The organism is Halioglobus maricola (assembly GCF_009388985.1).
In the GTDB taxonomy this organism is placed as follows: Bacteria; Pseudomonadota; Gammaproteobacteria; order Pseudomonadales; family Halieaceae; genus Halioglobus; species Halioglobus maricola.
In genome coordinates this window covers 2,404,456-2,425,175 of sequence record NZ_CP036422.1, presented here as the reverse complement: position 1 = coordinate 2,425,175, position 20,720 = coordinate 2,404,456, and the positions used below count along the sequence as shown (strand labels likewise).

At 57.6% G+C, this 20,720-nt stretch carries 19 protein-coding genes; 14 read left to right on the top strand and 5 right to left on the bottom strand.

What is annotated here, in order from left to right; genetic code table 11:
- Positions 1–12 precede the first annotated feature (12 nt).
- Together lexA and EY643_RS11020 are read right to left on the bottom strand one after the other, a co-directional pair.
- Positions 13–615, bottom strand: coding sequence for a transcriptional repressor LexA (lexA, locus tag EY643_RS11025; protein WP_152662254.1), 603 nt, complete (start codon positions 613–615; stop codon positions 13–15).
- A 423-nt stretch (positions 616–1,038) separates the two neighbouring features.
- Complete coding sequence (locus EY643_RS11020) at positions 1,039–1,356, bottom strand: DUF6763 family protein (protein ID WP_152662253.1); 318 nt, start codon at positions 1,354–1,356, stop codon at positions 1,039–1,041.
- A 248-nt stretch (positions 1,357–1,604) separates the two neighbouring features.
- Here EY643_RS11020 and EY643_RS19850 point away from each other — a divergent pair, with 248 nt between their 5' ends.
- Both EY643_RS19850 and EY643_RS11010 read left to right on the top strand, forming a co-directional pair.
- A complete protein-coding gene (locus EY643_RS19850; RefSeq protein ID WP_152662252.1) occupies positions 1,605–2,699 on the top strand; it encodes a mechanosensitive ion channel family protein in 1,095 nt (364 codons plus the stop codon).
- Positions 2,696–3,436 (top strand): S-methyl-5'-thioinosine phosphorylase, encoded by a 741-nt coding sequence (locus EY643_RS11010; protein WP_152662251.1) that lies wholly within the window; start codon positions 2,696–2,698, stop codon positions 3,434–3,436. The genes EY643_RS19850 and EY643_RS11010 overlap by 4 nt, the downstream gene beginning before the upstream one ends.
- Here EY643_RS11010 and EY643_RS11005 read toward each other — a convergent pair.
- Both EY643_RS11005 and mfd read right to left on the bottom strand, forming a co-directional pair.
- A complete protein-coding gene (locus tag EY643_RS11005) occupies positions 3,433–4,455 on the bottom strand; it encodes a CsiV family protein (RefSeq protein WP_152662250.1) in 1,023 nt (340 codons plus the stop codon). The two genes, EY643_RS11010 and EY643_RS11005, sit on opposite strands and share 4 nt — an antisense overlap.
- Entirely contained in the window at positions 4,455–7,919 is a 3,465-nt protein-coding gene (gene mfd, locus EY643_RS11000; protein WP_152662249.1) for a transcription-repair coupling factor, read from the bottom strand. The genes EY643_RS11005 and mfd overlap by 1 nt, the downstream gene beginning before the upstream one ends.
- Positions 7,920–8,073: 154 nt before the next feature.
- Here mfd and EY643_RS10995 point away from each other — a divergent pair, with 154 nt between their 5' ends.
- From EY643_RS10995 to EY643_RS10940, 12 genes are all read left to right on the top strand, one after another.
- Positions 8,074–9,543, top strand: coding sequence for a glyceraldehyde-3-phosphate dehydrogenase (locus tag EY643_RS10995; protein WP_152662248.1), 1,470 nt, complete (start codon positions 8,074–8,076; stop codon positions 9,541–9,543).
- Between the two features lie 375 nt (positions 9,544–9,918).
- Entirely contained in the window at positions 9,919–11,262 is a 1,344-nt protein-coding gene (locus EY643_RS10990) for a Na(+)-translocating NADH-quinone reductase subunit A (RefSeq protein ID WP_152662247.1), read from the top strand.
- A 3-nt stretch (positions 11,263–11,265) separates the two neighbouring features.
- Positions 11,266–12,459, top strand: coding sequence for an NADH:ubiquinone reductase (Na(+)-transporting) subunit B (locus tag EY643_RS10985; RefSeq protein ID WP_152662246.1), 1,194 nt, complete (start codon positions 11,266–11,268; stop codon positions 12,457–12,459).
- A complete protein-coding gene (locus tag EY643_RS10980) occupies positions 12,452–13,222 on the top strand; it encodes a Na(+)-translocating NADH-quinone reductase subunit C (protein ID WP_152662245.1) in 771 nt (256 codons plus the stop codon). Before EY643_RS10985 ends, EY643_RS10980 begins: the two co-directional genes overlap by 8 nt.
- Before the next feature lie 2 nt (positions 13,223–13,224).
- Entirely contained in the window at positions 13,225–13,887 is a 663-nt protein-coding gene (locus EY643_RS10975; RefSeq protein ID WP_152662244.1) for an NADH:ubiquinone reductase (Na(+)-transporting) subunit D, read from the top strand.
- Complete coding sequence (nqrE, locus tag EY643_RS10970; RefSeq protein ID WP_152662243.1) at positions 13,888–14,496, top strand: NADH:ubiquinone reductase (Na(+)-transporting) subunit E; 609 nt, start codon at positions 13,888–13,890, stop codon at positions 14,494–14,496.
- A 15-nt stretch (positions 14,497–14,511) separates the two neighbouring features.
- The gene (nqrF, locus tag EY643_RS10965) at positions 14,512–15,735 is read left to right on the top strand and encodes an NADH:ubiquinone reductase (Na(+)-transporting) subunit F (protein WP_152662242.1); all 1,224 of its coding nucleotides are present in this window, start codon (positions 14,512–14,514) and stop codon (positions 15,733–15,735) included.
- Between the two features lie 100 nt (positions 15,736–15,835).
- Positions 15,836–16,771, top strand: a complete 936-nt coding sequence (locus EY643_RS10960; RefSeq protein WP_205743037.1) for an FAD:protein FMN transferase — start codon at positions 15,836–15,838, stop codon at positions 16,769–16,771.
- Between the two features lie 19 nt (positions 16,772–16,790).
- Positions 16,791–17,027, top strand: coding sequence for a (Na+)-NQR maturation NqrM (gene nqrM, locus EY643_RS10955; RefSeq protein ID WP_152662240.1), 237 nt, complete (start codon positions 16,791–16,793; stop codon positions 17,025–17,027).
- Positions 17,028–17,041: 14 nt separating this feature from the next.
- The gene (locus EY643_RS10950; protein WP_240732675.1) at positions 17,042–18,301 is read left to right on the top strand and encodes a lipoprotein-releasing ABC transporter permease subunit; all 1,260 of its coding nucleotides are present in this window, start codon (positions 17,042–17,044) and stop codon (positions 18,299–18,301) included.
- Positions 18,294–18,974 carry an ABC transporter ATP-binding protein gene (locus tag EY643_RS10945; RefSeq protein ID WP_152662239.1) on the top strand — a complete coding sequence of 227 codons (681 nt, stop codon included), beginning with the start codon at positions 18,294–18,296 and terminating at the stop codon, positions 18,972–18,974. The genes EY643_RS10950 and EY643_RS10945 overlap by 8 nt, the downstream gene beginning before the upstream one ends.
- Positions 18,971–20,215 (top strand): FtsX-like permease family protein, encoded by a 1,245-nt coding sequence (locus tag EY643_RS10940; protein ID WP_152662238.1) that lies wholly within the window; start codon positions 18,971–18,973, stop codon positions 20,213–20,215. Before EY643_RS10945 ends, EY643_RS10940 begins: the two co-directional genes overlap by 4 nt.
- Here EY643_RS10940 and EY643_RS10935 read toward each other — a convergent pair.
- Positions 20,148–20,690 (bottom strand): DUF2062 domain-containing protein, encoded by a 543-nt coding sequence (locus EY643_RS10935; protein WP_240732674.1) that lies wholly within the window; start codon positions 20,688–20,690, stop codon positions 20,148–20,150. The genes EY643_RS10940 and EY643_RS10935 overlap by 68 nt on opposite strands.
- Between the last annotated feature and the right edge of the window lie 30 nt (positions 20,691–20,720).

The window sequence follows — 20,720 nt, the reverse complement described above, 5'->3', positions numbered from 1 at the left end:
TTATCCTCGCGCTTAGTTGCCCCGGCGCAATACACCCACGCTGAGCCCTTCAATAGCAAAGGCCTGCTCGCGCAAATCTACTTTAATCGGTTCGAAATCCGGGTTCTCTGGCAGTAGCTCCAACTGGTGCTTGTCACCGCCGCGCTGAAGCCTTTTTACCGTGACTTCATCTTCGATGCGAGCCACGACAATATCGCCGTTGTTCGCCACCGGGGTGCTATGCACCGCGAGCAGGTCGCCGTCGAAGATACCGATGTCGATCATGCTGTCACCGGTAACTCGCAGGAAATAGTCAGCGGCCGGTTTGAAGAACTGCGGGGGCAGGTCGCAGTATTCCTCGATATTTTCCTCGGCGAGAACCGGGTTGCCCGCAGCCACGCGGCCGACGATCGGGATGCCCTGGGTGTCGGGAAGCTTGATGCCTCTGGATGCGCCAGGAATGATTTCGATAGCGCCTTTGCGCGCCAGTGCCTTGAGGTGTTCCTCGGCAGCGTTGGCGGACTTGAAACCCAGTTCGCGGGCTATGTCGGCCCGAGTAGGGGGGAAGCCTGTGTCGCTGATGTGTGCGCGGATAATATCCAGCACCTGTTGCTGCCGATTGGTGAGCTTTTCCATGTGTGCCCTATCTGTTTATTTATACAGGTACTGTGATTATATACAGATTCGGTGTCGCGTCGCAAACAGGGCCTTGGCGTGAACAGACATGATAGCGGCGCGATCGGTCCTGTTTGGCTTGCGCCTTGTAATGGATAGTGAAATTTGGAATCTATTGCGGGGAATGAGTGAACGTGATCAACAGTCCGGACAAGAAAAATGCCATCAGTTACGCGCCCCAATGGCCTGAGGTTCGCAATCTTGTTCGTGAGATATGGGCGGAAATGGCGCGCGCTTTTCCCTATGTTGATCAGTCTATGCGGGTGTTCCCTGATGGGCTGGATCCCCGCGGTAGATCTGCGGCAGCTCTGCGTTATACACACAATGCTCCGAAGGCTGTCAGAACTGGCGGCCGCAAGGAGTCTTTGCACTTTTCAGTTGCGGCTAAAAATCCTCCACGCCATACATGGCGTCGGGCTCGATCACATTGATAGGGCTGTTCCAATCCTCGGGGTGCATGGGCAGGTCCGGGTCCAATAAGTCTTCGTCATCAAGTTCGAAGGCTGTGCGCCAGTCTTCGGGGGCTTCGGCGCTTTCAAGGCGCATTTCTCGCCAGGCGTCCAGGTCGTATTCGGAGACTTCGCCGTCCAGGTATTGGGTTTCTATAGTCAGGGTACTGGGGTCCCAGTCCACCACCTCGAACAGGGCGCTGGTCTGAAGGTCCTTGTACCAGCCGCCGACAACGGGGCTAAGCATTTTCATCCGGTTTTCCTCCGGTAGTGACGGTCATGGCAGACCAACATATCACGCTGGGAAAGGCTGTCCATTATGTGAAAAGGCTATAAAAACAGGGGTAGAAATTCTCTTTAGTGCCAACGAAATTCTTTTCGAAACGTATCAATCAGTTGCGCTAGACTTCAAGAGATGACTTAATCTCTGCCCCAGATTTATATATCGTTTCAGAACTAACCACATATCTTGCACATGAAAAAATCGTCTAAAAATTGCTTATGAAAGGACTTGGCTCGCAATTTGACAGCCTGGCATTAACCCTCGGTATCGAAGGGCAATTGCTGGCGCTGCTGCTTCTGCTGGCATTGGCCTGTGCAGCTCATCTCGCGCTCGGTGCGATCGTGCGCAAGCTGCACCACGCCGCCAGCGTCACGGAGCACAACTGGGATGATGTTGTGGTAACTGCACTCGCCCAGCCTGTGCGGGTTATTCTGTGGGTGCTGGTGATGTACCTGACCCTGGAAATCTACCCGGTAGCAGACGCCCTGCAGGCTTTTCTCCTCAAGGCCTACGACACGGCGCTCGTGGTGCTGCTGGCCTGGTTTCTGCAGCGCGTCATCAAGGGTGTTGAAGAAGAATTGCTCTGCGAGAAACGCGGTTCACGGAAATCCGCCGACAAGGCGACGGTCCATGCAGTCGCCAAGCTCGCGCGATTTGTACTGTGGGTATCCGCGGGCTTGATGATCCTCCAGAGCCTGGGTGTGTCTATTTCAGGTTTACTGGCCTTTGGCGGCATCGGTGGCATCGCCGTGGGCTTCGCAGCAAAAGATTTACTGGCAAACTTTTTCGGCGGGCTCAGTGTGTACCTGGATCGCCCGTTCACTGCCGGCGACTGGATCCGATCTCCGGACAAGAGCATAGAGGGCACCGTTGAGGACATTGGCTGGCGACTCACCCGTATTCGCACCTTCGACCAGCGGCCACTCTATGTGCCGAATTCGACTTTCCTCCAGATCTCCGTGGAAAACCCTTCGCGCATGCTGAATCGTCGTATCTACGAAACCATCGGCCTGCGCTATGAAGATTCCGCATTGATGGGGCCAGTCGTCACTCAGGTGAAAGAGATGCTGCGCAATCACCCCGACCTGGATATGTCGCGTACGCTTATCGTAAATTTCGTTTCCTTCGGACCGTCCTCGCTGGATTTCTTCGTCTATACGTTCACCAAGACGACAGACTGGGTCACGTTTCATGAGATCAAGCAGGATGTCATGCTGAAGATTCTCGAGATTATCCATGTCAACGGCGCTGATGTCGCATTCCCGACCCAGACCCTGCATCTGGAACAAGCGGCACCAGAGGAGCAATCTTGAAGACTCTGGCAGTCGTCGGTGGCACCGGTCTGGATCAACTCAAGGGCCTTGAAATTGTGGACAGCCATGCGGTTGAGACGCCTTTTGGTGAACCTTCACGCCCCGTGCAGGAAGGCCGTTTGGGCGACGTTACCCTTTTTTTCCTTCATCGCCATGGCAGCCCGCGCGCCATTCCGCCACATCGGGTCAACTATCGGGCCAACTTATGGGCGCTCAGAAAGCTGGGTGCTACCCATGTCGTTGGCGTGAACGCTGTCGGCGGTATTGCGCCGGCCATGCGTCCTGGTCGCCTGATGCTTCCCGACCAGGTAATCGACTATACCTGGGGCCGAGAGCACACCTTCGATACCGGTGACAGCGGCGAGCTGATGCATATCGATTTTACTGAGCCTTACGATGCAGGTTTGCGTGCAGCTGTGGTGGCGGCCGCTGGAAAACTGGCGTTGGATTGTGAGACTCAAGGTGTACACGGTGTCATGCAGGGGCCAAGGCTGGAAACGGCGGCGGAAATCCGACGTATGGCACGGGACGGCTGCGATGTTGTTGGCATGACCGGGATGCCGGAAGCCTCCCTGGCCCGCGAGCTGGGCCTGGCCTATGCCAGCATTTGCATGGTGGTCAACGCGGCGGCGGGTCTGGGAGACGAACCGCTTACGCTGGAGATGATGCGCGCAACGCTAGAGCGAGAAGCCGGGGTCGTTGCCGGCCTTATTGCAACGCTGTCACGTCAATTCTAAGGCTTTGCGGCTTTTGCCGCCGTGGCTTCCGCTTCAGCCAATCCCATATCATGTAACTCCTCATCATCCAGCGGCGTGAACTTGATGACCACGCCCATTAGTGGATGATCGATGTAGTGCACCTCGTTGCTGCGCATGCGGCGCGCCTGTTGCAGTGCGACCGCATGGCGCCATGGATAGACCGGGCCCAGGTCTTCCGCTGCGTCAGACAGGGAATTGGGATCATCGGCTGTGCCCGGCTCGTCGAACGACACTTGATTAACGTAGTACGGTTCGGGTTCTTCCGGCAGTGAGGGTTCAGGGTGTTCCACGATCAGTGAGGCGGGTCCCAGCGGTGGAGCCGGCATACGCCATTCTCCCGGCAGGTAGTCGCCCGAGGTATTCAGCCACAGGTTAGTCTCGATGTGCAGGTAGCGTGCGATGTGGAGTTTCACCGTACCTTGCAGGCGCGGCCAGTTCTGAATGTCACCCGAGGCGTCCAACACCAGAGGGACGGCGCTGCCTTCCGCCTGCATTGGCTGCACCCAGGATTCATGGAACAGGGTGCGGTATTTACCTGTGCGCTGCATGTACGCTGATTTACCGTGAAATTCGCGCTGGCGATGGGGCAGGGCGACGAACGGCGTCGGGTAGAGTTGCTCAGCTGCTTCGACCTCTGCGGACGCTGTCTGTGCGGCCTCAGAGGTATCTGGAGTGACAGTTTCGTCGGTGGGCTGAGCAGAGGCATCCGGCGCAACCTCCGGAGGCATCACAATAAGTTGGCGACCGAATTCGTTGATTTCACTCTCGCCGGGAAATTCCTGCAACCTTGATTCAACTTGCACCGGGTATACCAGGAAGCGGCCGCTGGTGGGGTAGCTGAGCTCTGGCAGCGGATCCCACTGTTCTACAGAATTGGATGTCTCGTGACTGAATACGAGCAATTCAACCTGATACCAGCGCTCGTTGGCGTGAGCGGTTGTGGAAAGCAGGCAGAGTGCAGCGAGGGCGGTTCTCAATGGGCGTGGCGCGAGCGGCATCAGGCGGCTGTATCCTTGGCGTCGGTAGTAAATGTCTCCAGCAAATTTTCGACAAACTGCTGGCGTTCTAGCGGATCCGGCAACTCGCGTTCAAAACGCAGGCGAGTGGCGCCGGCCAGCTTGTAGCCGCGCGGATCTGACTGAACCAGTTTGACCAGTGCCAGGGGATCCACCCGGGTGCTTTCCTTGAAGTCGATACTACCACCACCGGGGCCTGCTTCAATGGCCTTGATGCCCAGCTTCTGTGCCAGCAAGCGCACGCGCGAGGTCTCGAACAGGTTGCCTACTTGTTCCGGTAGCAGGCCAAATCGATCGATCATCTCCACTTGCAGTTCGCGCAACTGGTCTTCGTCGGCGGCAGCGGCAATTCGCTTGTACAGCACCAGGCGGGTGTTTACGTCCGGCAGGTAATCCTCTGGGATGAGTGCCGGTATGTGCAGATTAACCTCTGTGCCGGCGTCAAGCGGTGCGTCGATGTCGGGAATGTCACCGCGCTTTAGGGCGGCCACTGCGCGTTCCAGCATGTCCATGTAGAGCGCAAAACCCACACTGTGGATCTGGCCACTTTGCTCGTCGCCCAGCAGTTCCCCGGCGCCGCGAATCTCGAGGTCGTGAGTAGCCAGCAGATAGCCGGCACCGAGATCGCCGGCGGCTTCGATGGCTTCCAGGCGTTTTCCTGCGTCCGCGGTAATGGCTGAGCGCGGTGGGGTGAGAAGATAGGCATAGGCCTGGTGGTGAGATCTGCCTACACGACCGCGCAGCTGGTGCAGTTGGGCCAGACCGAACTTGTCAGCGCGCTCGATGATGATCGTATTCGCGTTGGGAATGTCGATCCCTGTCTCGATGATGGTGGTACATAACAGGATGTGATGTCGCTGGTGGTAAAACGACGACATTACCTGCTCCAGTTCTGTCTCCCGCAGTTGGCCATGGGCCACTCCGATATTTAATTCCGGCAGCAGTTCCTGCAGTTTGCGGGCGCTTTCCTCGATCGATTTTACTTCATTGTGCAGGTAGTACACCTGGCCACCCCGGAGCGTCTCGCGCAGCACTGCTTCCTTGATGAGTGCAATATTATGCTCACGGATAAAGGTCTTAATCGACAGACGCCTGGCTGGTGGAGTGGCGATGATCGAGAGATCGCGCATGCCCCCAAGGGCCATATTGAGGGTACGCGGAATTGGCGTCGCGGTGAGTGTGAGGATGTCCACCTCTGAGCGCAGCGCCTTAATGGTTTCTTTCTGCTTTACCCCGAAGCGATGTTCCTCGTCGATGATCAGCAGGCCGAGGTCGGAGAACTTGAAATCCGATTGCAGCAGCTTGTGGGTGCCGACCAGAATGTCGACCTTACCCTCGGCAATGCGCTGGCTCACGGCCTTGATGTCGGCAGCGGTCTTAAAACGCGATACCACCTCGATGTTGACCGGCCAATCGGCAAAGCGGTCGCAGAAGGAAGCGTGGTGTTGTTGCGCGAGCAGGGTGGTTGGCACAAGTACCGCAACCTGCTTTTTGCTCTGACTGGCGATAAAGGCCGCGCGCATGGCGACTTCGGTCTTGCCAAAGCCAACATCACCGCAGACCAGCCGGTCCATGACCCGGGGGCTGCACATGTCGTCGACCACCGCCTTGATGGCCTGTTCCTGGTCGGGCGTTTCCTCAAACGGGAACGCGGCAGAAAACTTGTCGTAGGCGATGGGATCGCACTCAAACTTATAGCCCTTGCGTGCCTCGCGGCGGGCATAGACCTCAAGCAGCTGTGCGGCGATGTCATTGGCGCGCTCGCTTGCTTTGCGGCGAGCCTTGTCCCACTGCTCAGAACCCAGGGTGTGCAGCGGCGCGGCATCAGGATCGGCACCGGCGTAGCGACTGATCAGATGGAGTGAGGCTACTGGCACATAGAGCTTGGAACCCTTGTTGTACTCGAGCGTGAGAAATTCTGCCTGCTGGCCGTCTACCTCAAGAGTCTGCAGGCCGACATAGCGACCTACACCGTGCTCCAGGTGGACTACCGGCACTCCCTCGCGCAACTCATTGATATCACGGAAAGCATTGGCTACCGCGCTCTCCGAGGTCGCCTTGCGGCGCCGTCGCTGGGCGACCCTGTTGCCGAACAGCTGCGATTCACTGATCAGGGTCGGTTCGCCGGGGCCCTGATAGAGGCCGCGGTCCAGCGGTGCCGTGGCTATCGCGAATTCGAATCCCGAGCTAATGAAATCGTGCCAGTTACTCACCTCAGGCGGCTTCAGGCCCAGGTCTTTGAGTGATTGCAGCAGGATCTCGCGCCGGCCAGCGGATTCCGCGCACAGCAGCACCGGGGCCGCATGGCTTTCGATAAAGGTGGCCAGACCCTGGGCCGCAGAGGTTACCGTCTGGTCGGTGGACAAATCCGGCGGCGGCAGCACGCCTGTGGACGCGTGTACCGGGGCGTCGGGATTGTGGCGCAGTTCCAGTACAGGAAAGCCCTTCAGGGCGCCGTAAAATTCGTCAACCGGGACAAACCCGCGGGCAGGCGGCAGCAGTGGGCGGCGCGGGTCGATACCGTACTCTTCAAACCTGGTGCCCACTTCCTGCCAGAAATGGTTGGCGGCGCCCGCGTGATCGCCGATGGTGACAATCGCTGCGTCTTTGGGCAGGTAGTCGAACAGCGTCGCGCACTCGTCAAAAAACAGCGGCAGATAGTATTCGCAGCCACCGGGGCTGCGTCCGGCGCTCACTTCCACGTAGGTGGGGCAGGCGTCGTGATCGACATCGAAGGCGTCATACCAATTGAGCTGGAAGCGGCCAATGCCGCGGTTGTCCAGTGGGTATTCACGGGCGGGCAGTAAATTGATGGAACTGACCTTTTCTACGGTGCGCTGATTCTCCGGGTCAAAGGTACGCAGCGTGTCGACCTCGTCGTCCAGCAGGTCAATTCGGTAGGGCAGGGGGCTGCCCATGGGGAAAATGTCGAACAGCGAGCCGCGCAGGGCAAACTCACCATGTTCGAACACAGTGTCCACATTGCGGTAGCCATTGCGCTCGAGATCGCGGCGGAAACTGTCGATATCGATCTGCTGGTTTTCTTCCAGCACCAGGCTGGAGCCTGCCACGTAGTGGGTCGGTGGCAGGCGGTGCATCAGCGTTGGCACCGGCACAATCAGAATGCCCGACCGGGTCCGCGGCAGGGTGTGCAGCGTGTGGAGACGCTCGGAAATAATGTCCTGGTGGGGCGAAAAATTGTCGTATGGCAGCGTTTCCCAGTCGGGGAAGGCCAGGATATCCAGCTCCTGGTCCAGGTAGAACGGTAGCTCTCGCTCCAGTGCGATGGCTGAACTGGTATCTGCGGTGACCACGATGGTCAGTCGATCGGGCGAGGCCAGCTCGGCGACGCAGCGCGCATCAGCACCGCCGTAAAAGGGCCCGAGGGCCGTGCGGGTGCCCGATTTTTCTGGCCAGGGCGTGGTGGCGACCAGGGATGTAAACATGTGTAGGGCTTAGCTCGTGCTTGCGGGCGCGCATTGTAGCGTGCCGGGGTGGGCTGGCTCCAGTGCGTGAAAATGTCCGAACTCGTCCGGTTGAATCAAGGAGTGCTTAGGCAGATAATACGCGCCCTCAATATCCACCGCAGGACGACACACCGTGACAGACCGCAAAAGAGAGCGCCCAGCTGATTACTTTTCCGATTGGAAGGAACGCGAGGCCCTGGCCGAGGGCATGATTCCCCTGGTTGGCACCCTTTCCCGTGAAAAAAACGTGAAGTGCTACATCTATGGTAAATCCATGGTGAATGCTTCCGTGCTACAGCTGATGAAAGACCATCGCTATGTGCGTCAGGTTGAAGAAAACGAATTGTCAGAATTCGAAACTTTCCCGGTCATTACTGAACTGTCCAAGCTGGACCTCGGCCCCGCGCACATCGATGTTGGCCGTATCGCTGTCAATTACTACGACAAAGGTATGGGCCAGGGCCTTTCAATTGAAGAATACGTTCGTCAGGAGGTGGCCGCAGACATCGGTTCTTCCGATGAGCCGTTGCCAGAGCCGCAGGACGTGGTTCTGTATGGTTTTGGTCGCATCGGCCGTTTGATGGCCCGAATTCTGATAGACAAGACCGACGGCGGTGCTGGCCTGCGCCTGCGCGCCATTGTTGTGCGCAAGGGCAAGGCTCCCAACGATCTGGTCAAACGTGCCAGTCTGCTGCGTCGCGATTCCATCCACGGCGCTTTCGACGGCACCATTCGTGTGGATGAGGAGCGTCAGTCGTTCGTTGCCAATGGCAATGAGGTCAAGGTGATTTACGCCAACGATCCTGCTGACATCGACTACACCAGTTACGGTATTAACAACGCTATCGTGGTAGACAACACCGGCGTATGGCGCGACGAAGACGGCCTCGGCCAGCATCTCAAGAGCAAGGGCGTGAGCAAGGTGATCCTGACCGCACCCGGCAAGGGTGACCTCAAAAACGTCGTGCACGGTATCAACCATGACGTGATCGACCCCGCTGACCAGATAATCTCTGCAGCTTCCTGTACGACCAACGCTATAGCACCGCCACTGAAGGCCATGGACGATCAGTACGGCATCAAGGCTGGCCACGTCGAGACCGTGCATGCCTTCACCAATGACCAGAACCTGATTGACAACTATCACAAGGGTGATCGTCGCGGTCGCGCTGCGCCGCTTAACATGGTTCTGACTGAGACGGGCGCCGCCAAAGCGGTGGGCAAAGTGCTGCCCAAGCTCAACGGCATGCTCACCGGCAATGCGATCCGTGTGCCGACCCCGAATGTGTCCATGGCGATTCTGAACCTGACGCTGAACACGGAAACTACTGCTGACGAGGTGAACGAGTACATGCGCAACATGGCGCTGCATTCGATGCTGCGCAAGCAGATTGACTACTCCAGCTCACCGGAAGTGGTTTCCACCGACTTCGTCGGCTCGCGCCACGCCTGCATCTTCGATGCCCAGGCCACGATCGTGAACGGCAACCAGGCGGTGCTCTACCTCTGGTACGACAACGAATTCGGCTATTCCTGCCAGGTGCATCGTATTCTGGAGCAAATGGCGGGTATCGATTACGCCGTCTATCCCAAAGAAGGCTGATTCCTTTCGCATTCTTTTGGCGCCCGGGCAGGTTTCTGCCCGGGCGTTTTTGTTTCTGCCCGTCCCAGGTCGGCTATCGTCAAGCGCCAGCAGGAGTTGGCTGGCCCGAAACAACACTAGCCCCTGAAATTGGTATTAGACATTGGTCGAACAAGTCGCCAAAAAACGTTTCAGAATCAAAGAACTGGCATAGATCGTATGGCCTTTTTCAGGCGCTTAACCTATAATGCGCGCGGCTCAGGGGCAGGTGGCAGAAATTGCACATGCAACATGGCAAAATCTGGCAGTATCGCGATGCTGCGAAACCTAAGTGATTACTAGGTTTTCTAAGGATTGTCCCGGCCTATCCACACACTAGATTCATAGGCAGATCGTATGATCAAGATCAAGCGGGGCATGGATATCCCTATCCAGGGAGCTCCCCAGCAAGTTATTGAAGATGCACCTGCAGCCCGCGCCGTGGCGCTGGTCGGCTTCGACTATGTTGGTATGAAGCCCACCATGGAGGTGCAGGAAGGCGACCGGGTCAAGCTCGGCCAGCTGCTGTTTACCGACAAGAAGTCCGAAGGCGTGCGCTACACCGCACCGGCTTCCGGTGTCGTATCCGCCATCAATCGTGGCGCCAAGCGGGTGTTGCAGTCGGTGGTCATCGACGTAGACGGTGACGATGCAGAGACCTTTGGCAGCTACAGCGCGGCAGACGCGGCCAATCTGGACGCCAGTGCGATTCGCGCCCAACTCCTGGAGAGCGGTCTTTGGACGGCGCTGCGGACACGGCCTTTCAGCAGGGTGCCCGCTGTTGACAGCGAGGCCGCGGCGATTTTTATCACCGCCATGGATACCCATCCGCTGGCAGCTGACCCGACCGTCATTATCAACACCCAGGGCGAAGCGTTTACGCTCGGCCAGGAACTGTTGGCCAAACTGACCGACGGCAAGGTGTATGTTTGTGCCGCCGCCGACGTGTCTCTGCCGCTTGGTTCGGCGGGCAATATTCAGTATGCCCAATTTGACGGCCCGCATCCTGCCGGTCTGCCCGGAACCCATATTCATTTTCTTGAAGGTGCCAGCAATCGCAAGGCGGTATGGCAAATCGGCTATCAGGACGTTATTGCCCTGGGCCGGCTGTTCCTTGACGGCAAGGTATACACTGATCGCGTGATCTCCCTGGGTGGCCCTCAGGTCGAGAATCCTCGTCTTCTGCGCACTCGCCTCGGGGTTGATCTGCAGGCATTGTGCGCTGGCGAAGTCAAAGACGGTGAAAACCGTATTATTTCCGGATCGGTACTCGGCGGGCGCGGTGTTGCCTCCGGTACTGCCTACCTCGGTCGCTACCACAATCAGGTAAGCGTGCTGCTGGAAGGCCGCCAGAGAGATTTCATGGGCTGGCTGAGCCCAGGTGCAAGCCGCCATTCGAGCCTGGGCATCTATCTGTCCAGTTTCTTTGGTGTGAAGCCGCTGGCTATGACAACGAACACCAACGGTTCCGAACGCGCCATGGTACCGGTGGGGCAGTATGAAACGATTATGCCCCTGGACATCCTTCCCACCCAGTTGCTGCGTTCCCTGATCGTAGGCGATACCGAATCGGCCCAGGCTTTGGGCTGCCTCGAACTGGAAGAGGAAGATCTGGCCCTGTGCACTTATGTGTGTGCGGGCAAGTACGAGTACGGTCCTATCCTTCGGGATAACCTGACGCGCATTGAGAAGGAGGGTTAAGTCGTGGGATTGCGCAAGATTCTTGACGATATGGAGCACCACTTCACCGAAGGGGGCAGGTTCCAGAACTGGTACGCCCTTTATGAAGCGGCAGACACCATTTTTTATTCCCCGGGCAGCGTAACCAAGTCTACCGCCCATGTACGCGACGGTATTGACCTCAAGCGTATGATGATCACTGTCTGGTTCGCGGCCTTCCCGGCCATGTTCTACGGCATGTATAACCTGGGTTTCCAGGCTACCGGCGTAATGGAAGCCGGGATGGCAGTTGAGGGCTGGCGCGGCTGGCTCATCGAACTGCTAGGCGGCTACGATGCCTCCAGCCTATGGCACTGTTTCTGGTATGGCGCGGTATTCTTTCTACCTATTTATGCGGTGACGTTTGTTGTCGGCGGTTTCTGGGAAGTCCTGTTTGCGATGAAGCGGGGCCACGAGGTTAACGAGGGTTTCTTCGTTACCTCCATCCTGTTCGCCCTGATCTGCCCGCCGGATATTCCCCTGTGGCAGGTTGCACTGGGTATCAGCTTCGGTGTGGTGATTGGCAAGGAAGTGTTCGGCGGTACCGGCAAAAATTTCCTCAATCCGGCCCTGACCGGTCGCGCTTTCCTGTACTTCGCTTACCCGGCCCAGATGTCCGGCGATGCAGTATGGGTTGCGGTTGACGGTTACACCGCAGCAACGCCACTGTCCGTGGTTGCCGCTGATGGGATGGCTGCACTGCAGCAACAGATGACCTGGATGGAAGCCTTTATTGGCGGTATTCCTGGCTCCATCGGTGAGACATCGACCCTGGCTGTCGCTATAGGTGGCTTGATCCTGTTGCTTTCCCGCATTGCCTCCTGGCGCATTGTTACCGGCGTCATGCTGGGCATGGTTGCCATGGCCAGCCTGTTCAACATGATCGGCTCGGACAGCAACCCGGCCTTTGCCATGCCCTGGTACTGGCATCTGGTCACAGGCGGTTTCGCTTTCGGTATGTTCTTTATGGCTACCGACCCTGTTTCTGCTGCCATGACGAATTCCGGCAAATGGGCCTTCGGCATCCTGATCGGCCTGATGACGGTGCTTATCCGCGTCGTTAATCCTGCGTTCCCCGAGGGTATTATGCTGGCGATTCTGTTCGCCAACCTGTTCGCGCCCCTGATGGATAATTTTGTAATCCAGGCCAACATCAAGAGGAGGCTTGCTCGTGTCTAGTAATGACAGTATCAAGAAGACGCTGATTGTTGCGTTCTCCCTCTGCATCGTCTGTTCGGTGATCGTCTCTACTGCTGCGGTGATTCTGAAGCCGGCGCAGATCGCCAACGTCGAGCTCGACAAGAAACGCAATATTCTCGCTGCAGCGGGTATCCTCGAAGAGGGCCGCAGCATTGACGAGCAATTCGAGTCGATCACCACGCGCGCCGTAGATCTTCGCACTGGTAAGTTCACTACCGACGTGGATGCGGCCAGCTTCGATCAACGCAAGGCGACCAAGGATCCTGCGTTGTCCGATAAGTTGAGCGGCGATGAAGATCCCGCCAAGATCCTGCGCAAGGAACACTACGCTCTGGTCTACCTGGTGGAAGACAATGGCGGTCTCGAGAAGGTGATTCTGCCCATTCGTGGCTATGGCCTTTGGGGTACTCTGTACGGCTTTGTGGCTCTTGAAGGTGACATGAATACGGTCGCCGGCTTGGGCTTCTACGAGCATAAAGAGACACCTGGGCTCGGCGGTGAGGTGGATAACCCGCGCTGGAAAGGCCTGTGGCCTGGCAAACAGGTATATGTCGATGGCGAGGTTGAGCTGACTATCGTCAAGGGTGCGGTTGACCCCTCATCCTCTGGCGTCGAGTACAAGGTGGATGGCCTCGCGGGCGCCACCCTGACCACTCGTGGCCTGGATTATCTCGTCAAGTACTGGCTGGGCCCCAGCGGCTTTGAGCCTTTTCTCAATAACCTGAAATCCGGGGAGGCCTGATCGTGGATTCTGTTAAAGAGACTCTCTCGACTCCAATTTTCAAAAACAACCCGATTGCACTGCAGATTCTGGGCGTATGTAGCGCGCTGGCGGTTACCTCGTCACTGCAGGTGACGCTGGTGATGTGTGTCGCACTAACCTTCGTGACCGCGTTCTCCAACCTCGGTGTATCGCTGATCCGCAACCACATTCCGGGAAGCATCCGCATTATCGTGCAGATGATCATTATTGCTTCGCTGGTGATCACTGTAGACCTGACCCTGAAAGCGGTTGCCTACGACATCAGCAAGCAGTTGTCGGTATTTGTCGGCCTTATTATCACCAACTGTATCGTGATGGGCCGCGCCGAAGCTTTCGCCATGAAGAATCCGCCGCTGCCGAGCTTTATCGACGGTATCGGTAATGGCCTGGGTTACTCAGTGGTACTGATTGCTGTCGCGGTTGTGCGTGAGTTGTTTGGCGCGGGCAAGCTGATGGGTATCGAAATTCTGCCACTGGTCACTGAAGGTGGTTGGTATAACCCGAACGGTCTGCTGCTGTTGCCGCCTAGCGCTTTCTTCCTGATCGGTATCTTCATCTGGGTTCTGCGCACTGTGCAGAAGGAGCAGGTAGAAGAAGCTGATTTCAAGATGGCCAAACACACTGTTGCGCGGGAGGGCGTGTAAATGGAACATTACCTGAGCCTGTTTATCCGCTCGATCTTTATCGAGAATATGGCCCTGGCGTCTTTCCTGGGCATGTGTACTTTCCTGGCAGTATCCAAGAAGATCACGGCGGCCTTCGGCCTCGGTGTCGCGGTGGTTGTAGTCCTGACCATCACAGTGCCGGTTAACAACCTGATCTACAATTCGCTGCTGGCAGATGGTGCCCTGGCGTGGGCCGGTTACCCGGACCTCGACCTGAGTTTCCTCGGCCTGCTGAGCTACATTGGCGTGATTGCGGCAATGGTGCAGATCCTGGAAATGTTCCTGGATAAGTATGTCCCGGCGCTGTACAACGCACTCGGCGTATTCCTGCCACTGATTACGGTGAACTGCGCCATTCTGGGTGCCTCTCTGTTCATGGTGGAGCGAGACTACAACTTCAGTGAATCTCTCGTGTTCGGCGCTGGTGCCGGCGTGGGCTGGGCCCTGGCGATTGTTGCCCTGGCCGGTATTCGCGAAAAGATGAAGTACTCGGATGTACCCAAAGGCCTGGAAGGTCTGGGTATCACTTTCATTATCGTTGGTCTGATGTCCCTGGGCTTCATGTCCTTCGGCGGCATTGATCTGTAAGGAGAAGCAGCGAAAATGGATATGACGATTATTTTCGGCGTGGTGATGTTCACCGCCATTGTGCTGGCACTGGTTGCCATCATTCTGGTCGCGCGCAATGCTCTGGTGAGTACAGGCGACGTCAACATAGAAATCAACGGCGAGAAAACCATCACGGTTCCCGCTGGCGGCAAGCTGCTGCAAACCCTCTCGGAGTCTGGCCTGTTCCTGCCGTCTGCCTGTGGCGGTGGTGGTACCTGTGCCCAGTGCAAGTGCATCATCAATGACGGCGGCGGCTCCATGCTGCCTACCGAAGAGTCGCACTTCACCAAGCGCGACGCATCCGAGGGCTGGCGTCTGAGCTGCCAGGTGGCAGTGAAGCAAGATATGAAGATCGAGGTCGAGGAAGAAGTCTTCGGCGTCAAGCAGTGGGAGTGTACTGTTGAGTCCAACCCCAATGTGGCGACCTTCATTAAAGAACTGACCCTGAAATTGCCCGAAGGTGAGAACGTGGATTTCCGTGCTGGCGGTTATGTGCAGCTGGAGTGCCCCCCGCACCACGTGAAGTACTCCGACTTCGATATTGAAGAGGAATACCGCGGTGACTGGGAACACTTCAACTTCTTCAAGCACGAGTCCATCGTGAAGGAAGACGTGATTCGCGCTTACTCGATGGCCAACTATCCGGAAGAGAAGGGTGTTGTTAAGTTCAATATCCGTATTGCCACACCGCCTCCTGGCAGTGAAGGCATTCCTCCAGGCCAGATGTCTTCCTGGGTGTTCGGCCTTAAGCCCGGCGACAAGGTCAAAGTGTACGGCCCGTTCGGTGAGTTTTTCGCCAAGGACACGGATGCCGAGATGGTCTTCATTGGTGGTGGTGCGGGCATGGCGCCCATGCGCTCTCATCTCTTCGATCAGCTCAAGCGTCTGAACTCCACGCGCAAGATTTCCTTCTGGTACGGTGCGCGCTCGCTGCGTGAGATGTTCTACGTAGAAGACTACGACATGCTCGCGGCAGAGAACGAGAACTTCGACTGGCATGTGGCCCTGTCTGATCCTCAGCCCGAGGACAACTGGGATGGCCTGACCGGCTTTATTCACAATGTTCTGTTTGAAGAGTACCTGAAGAATCATCCGGCACCAGAAGACTGTGAGTACTATATGTGTGGGCCGCCGATGATGAACGCGGCCGTCATCCAGATGCTGACAGATCTGGGTGTGGAGCCCGAGAATATCCTGCTCGATGACTTCGGCGGGTAAGTTGAAAAGCCACTCTTTCGAGTGGCTTTTTTCTATTGTTTTATTGCTACTTGTCGGCTGCGGGGATGCTGCAGCTCCGTGGAACCTGGCTGGCTCAACCATGGGCACCACCTGGCGTGTCGCAGCGGTGCCGGGGGAGCATACCTCTGTAACCGAAGAGGCTTTGCAAGTTGAAATCGAGGCGGTGCTCGAGGCCGTCAACGCGAGCATGTCTACCTACCGAGCGGATTCAGAAGTCAGTCGGTTCAACGCTGCGCCCGTGGGCGAGTGGTTCGAGGTTTCCTCCGATTTCTATCTCGTACTGTCTTCTGCGATGGCGATCAGTTGGCAGAGCAACGGCGCCTACGATCTGACAGTGGGGCCGCTGGTCAATTTATGGGGCTTTGGCCCGGGCGACCGGACAGATGAACCGCCTTCATCCGAAGCGATAGATGCGGTCATGGCCCAGGTGGGTCAGGACAAACTGCGTGTCGATGGTGAGATCTACAGTGTGCTCAAACAGGCAGAGCTTTATCTGGATTTTTCGTCGATTGCCAAAGGCTTTGCCGTGGACGAACTCGCTCGCGTATTGGCTGGAGCCGGCTTTGAAAACTACCTTGTTGAGATAGGTGGCGAGATGCGAGTGGCAGGGCAATCGCCCCGGGGAGACGCCTGGCGGATCGCTATCGAGAAGCCCGAGGCAGTGCCCGGCGGGATTGCCCAGGCTTTTGCGCTTGAGGACGAAGCGGTGGCTACATCAGGTGACTATCGCAATTTCTTTGAAGCAGATGGTGTGCGCTATTCTCATACGATCGACCCGCGCACAGGTGAGCCGGTGGCGCATGAGCTGGTATCTGTTACCGTGGTTCACCCGAGCTGTATGATGGCCGATGCCTGGGCGACAGCGCTCACGGTGCTCGGTGCAGAGGAAGCGCGCATAGTAGCGGAAGCCGCAGGTTTGGCGGTATATTTCATCCAGAGAGAGGGAGATGGCTATAGCGAGAGCTACACGGATGCTTTCGCTCCCTATCTTCAACGAACGGACGCGGCGAACTAGTGCGCCCCGGGAGAGACGTATGACAATTTTCATTATCACGGCCTTGTTCATGGGGCTGGTGATTGCCGCAATGGCGGTGGGTGTGATGGCCGGTCGCGGCCCGATTAAGGGCTCCTGCGGCGGCATGGGCGCGCTGGGAATCGATACGTCCTGCGATATTTGTGGTGGCGATCCGCGCCGTTGCGATGAGGAGACCCGCGAGGGCGAAGTCGGTAAGACCAACCCCGGCATGTTCTATCCTGCCGATGGCGAGTAGCGGAAACCTATCGCTTGAATAGACCCCGCGGCGCCATTGCAAACTATGCACCTTTCATAGGCCTGCGCTACAGTTTCAGCCGCAAACGCAATCGATTCACTGCCATTATTTCCCTGGTGTCCATGCTCGGCATGGTGCTGGGGGTTGCCAGTCTGATCACCGTGCTCTCGGTGATGAACGGCTTTGCCGGTGAGCTTCGCGGCCGCATTCTTTCTCTGGTTCCCCACGGTTATATTGCCGCGCCAGAGGGCATGACCGACTGGCGTAGCGTCGGCGACGCTGTATTGGATTCGCCCGGTATCGAAGCCTACTCACCCTATATCTCAGAGAAAGTCATTCTTGCCAGCGGTCGCTCGCTGCGCGGGGCTGTGCTGACCGCGATTGATCCTGAATTTGAGAGCCAGGTCTCGCGCGCGCCCGACGCCATGATAGAAGGGCAACTGGATGCGCTGGCTGACGGCGGCTTCAATGTCGTGTTGGGTGCATCGCTCGCACGTATGTTGAGCTTGCGGGTGGGTGATACCGTTGAGGTTACCGTGCCGCGCCTGACCGTCACGCCGCTGGGCGTATTTCCGCGCACCAAACGGTTGACGGTGGTGGGCTTGTTCGAGGTGGGCGCTCAGCCTGATACTTTTCAGGCGTATATCGGTCTTACCGCCGGACAGAAACTGCTGGGGCCGCGCGGTGCGGTGGAAGGCCTGCAACTCAAGACGAGCGATCTGGTCACGGCGCCACAAACTATTGCCGCACTGGCTAGCCAGTTGCCGGCCGAGTACGAACTGCGTGACTGGAGCCAGACGCAGGGGTCCCTGTTTCGCGCGGTAAAAATGGAGAAAGTCATGGTGAGCTTGCTGCTGCTGAGTGTGGTTGCGGTGGCCGCTTTCAATATTGTATCCACCCTGGTGATGTCAGTCGCGGAGAAGCGGCGTGATATCGCTGTGTTGCGTACGATGGGTGCGCGCGCCGGCGGAGTGATGGCCATTTTTGTAGCTCATGGCCTCGGGCTGGCTTTGGTGGGTATCACTACAGGCGCTGTCATCGGTGTGCTGTTAGCATCCAATATCTCGGAGATTACCCTGTTTATGGAAAACCTCATCGGGGTCAAATTGTTCGATCCTTCGGTCTACTTCATCAGCGAACTACCTTCGGTGCTCATGCCTGGTGATGTGCTTATGGTGACACTTGCGTCGCTCGCCCTGAGTTTGCTGGCCACGCTCTACCCAGCCTGGCGGGCCGCCAGAGTCGCACCGGCGGAGGTGCTCCGCTATGAATGAAGTGGTACTGCACTGTGAATCGCTGGCGCGTGTGTATGAAGACGGCGACAAGGTTGTGGAGGTGCTCAGCGGGGTTGATCTAGAGCTGATGCCCGGTGAAAAAATAGCAGTCGTGGGCACCTCTGGTTCAGGCAAGTCAACGCTGCTGAATCTGCTCGGCGGGCTCGATCGGCCGAGCGCCGGCCGGGTTGTGCTGGGCGGCGCGGACATGGCGGCTCTGGCCGAGCGTGAACTCTGTGCTTTGCGCAACCAGCGCCTGGGGTTTGTATATCAGTTTCACCACCTGCTGCCCGAGTTCGATGCCCGTGAGAACGTGGCCATGCCGCTACTGATTGGCGGTGAAACCCGTCGCGAAAGCTGGCGCCGCGCCGACGAGATTCTCGCCCGTGTGGGTATGGACCATCGCCTGCAGCATCGCCCAGGCCAGCTCTCCGGTGGTGAGCGCCAGCGCGTTGCCATCGCGCGCGCACTTGTCGCCTCGCCGGACGTTGTGCTGATGGATGAACCTACCGGTAATCTGGACCCGGATTCAGCCGCCCAGGTATTGGCGCTGATTGACGAGCTTGGCGAATCCAGTGCCGCATTTGTGGTGGTCACCCACGATCCTGCCATTGCAGCTCATATGAATCGCACGCTGGAGTTGCGTGGCGGTGTACTGGAGTCGCGCGGGTGAATTGGGCCGAGCGGGGCAGGGTGGCCCGACGCTATACTTTTGCCTTTGGCCAGGGATATTTGTCGACGTTTCTGTCCTCGCTGTCGATGCTGGGACTGGTGCTCGCCATCGCGCTGCTCATTATCGTGCTCTCGGTGATGAACGGGTTTGATCGCGAGATGCGTGAGCGTATCTTGTCGCTGGTACCCCATATCAGTGTCTATTCGCATGAACCCATGCCGGACTGGCGAGAGAATGCCGCGCTGCTTGAGGCCCACCCCCAGGTGCTGGAAGTGTCGCCATTTACTCAGTTTGACGCGCTGTTTATGCGCGGTACCGATATCGAGACAGCGCAGGGTATTGGCCTGCCAGTGGACGACCCGGCGACTGCGCGCCTGATGCAGTCGTTACCGCCGCCACAATGGGAGGCGTTTGCCGCCCGCAGCGATGGTCTGGTGCTGGGCGCGGGCATCGCCCGGCGTCTCGGTGTGGTCAGTGGCGACACAGTCACCCTGATTGTGCCCGGTGGCGGGCTCACCGGAGATACCGGGCGTACACGTTTTGAGTCACTCTATCTTGGCGGTGTTATCGAAACCGGCACCGAGCTCGACGAAGGGCTGGCCCTGCTAAACCTCGAGCTCGCCTCTGAACTGGCCGGGCTCGGTGACGCGGTCAGCGGTTTGCGCGTGGTGAGCGCGGATGTGTTCTCCAGCTCCCGACTGGCCTGGGAACTGGTTAATCAGCTTCCCGTCGGGCACTACGCTACCCATTGGATGATGACTCACGGCAACCTCTATGCGGCAATCCAGTTGTCTCGCGACCTCGTGAGTATTCTGCTGTTTTCCATTATTGCGGTGGCGGCCTTTAACGTCGTGTCATCGCTGGTGCTCGTGGTGTTCGACAAGCGCGATAACATTGCGATCTTGCGTACACTCGGTGCCTCCGGGCCTGATATCGCCTGGATTTTCGTGATACAGGGCGCGATGATCGGCCTGGTGGGAGTCGTTGTGGGTAGCCTGTTAGGCACTGTCGGCAGCCAACTGGTACCCGGGCTGGTGAGTGCGCTGGAAGGGCTACTCGGCATGCGTTTCCTGGACACTGATGTGTATCCTGTTTCCTTCGTACCGGTGGATCTTTTGTGGCGCGATGTTGTAACCGTGGGCAGCGTTGCCCTGGCGATGTGCCTGGTGGCAGCTATTTATCCGGCGATTCGGGCGGCGAAGCTTGCGCCTGCTGCGGTGTTGAACCAGGACCGGAGCTGAGGGCCTTCTTGCGCCGTTTCTTGCGCTCGCGCCACATGCGCGCAACTCGCATCCGCCACAGGATGCTGATGACAAAATAACCCACCGATCCAAAGAACAGGCCACAGATAAAACAGCCCGTCAGGAACGGTTGCCAGATGGCTTCGGCGCTGTGGATCAACCAGTGAAAGCTCAGTTCGAACTCCATAGGCTGCATGGGTACGTCGACGATCATTGCGCCGACTCGATAGGCAAGATAGAAGATTGCCGGCATGGTGACTGGATTGGTGATCCACACCAGGCCAACCGACAGGGGCAGGTTGCAGCGCAGCAAGACAGCAAGAAAGGCCGCCAACACCATCTGGCCCGGGATAGGCATGAACGCGACGAACAAGCCGACAAAAAACGCCATCGATGAAGAGTAGCGATTGATGTGCCAAAGATTGGTCGCGTAAATCCAATCGCCCAGCAGGCGCAGCGACTTTATTGATTGCATGCGCTCCGGGCTGGGTGTAATCGATTTTAA

What these genes read in the sequence shown, in the direction of transcription:
- lexA (WP_152662254.1), bottom strand. Translation starts at nt 615, where the DNA reads ATGGAAAAGCTCACCAATCGGCAGCAACAGGTGCTGGATATTATCCGC.
- EY643_RS11020 (WP_152662253.1), bottom strand. Translation starts at nt 1,356, where the DNA reads ATGAAAATGCTTAGCCCCGTTGTCGGCGGCTGGTACAAGGACCTTCAG.
- EY643_RS19850 (WP_152662252.1), top strand. Translation starts at nt 1,605, where the DNA reads ATGAAAGGACTTGGCTCGCAATTTGACAGCCTGGCATTAACCCTCGGT.
- EY643_RS11005 (WP_152662250.1), bottom strand. Translation starts at nt 4,455, where the DNA reads ATGCCGCTCGCGCCACGCCCATTGAGAACCGCCCTCGCTGCACTCTGC.
- mfd (WP_152662249.1), bottom strand. Translation starts at nt 7,919, where the DNA reads ATGTTTACATCCCTGGTCGCCACCACGCCCTGGCCAGAAAAATCGGGC.
- EY643_RS10990 (WP_152662247.1), top strand. Translation starts at nt 9,919, where the DNA reads ATGATCAAGATCAAGCGGGGCATGGATATCCCTATCCAGGGAGCTCCC.
- nqrE (WP_152662243.1), top strand. Translation starts at nt 13,888, where the DNA reads ATGGAACATTACCTGAGCCTGTTTATCCGCTCGATCTTTATCGAGAAT.
- nqrF (WP_152662242.1), top strand. Translation starts at nt 14,512, where the DNA reads ATGGATATGACGATTATTTTCGGCGTGGTGATGTTCACCGCCATTGTG.
- EY643_RS10960 (WP_205743037.1), top strand. Translation starts at nt 15,836, where the DNA reads ATGGGCACCACCTGGCGTGTCGCAGCGGTGCCGGGGGAGCATACCTCT.
- nqrM (WP_152662240.1), top strand. Translation starts at nt 16,791, where the DNA reads ATGACAATTTTCATTATCACGGCCTTGTTCATGGGGCTGGTGATTGCC.
- EY643_RS10945 (WP_152662239.1), top strand. Translation starts at nt 18,294, where the DNA reads ATGAATGAAGTGGTACTGCACTGTGAATCGCTGGCGCGTGTGTATGAA.
- EY643_RS10935 (WP_240732674.1), bottom strand. Translation starts at nt 20,690, where the DNA reads ATGCAATCAATAAAGTCGCTGCGCCTGCTGGGCGATTGGATTTACGCG.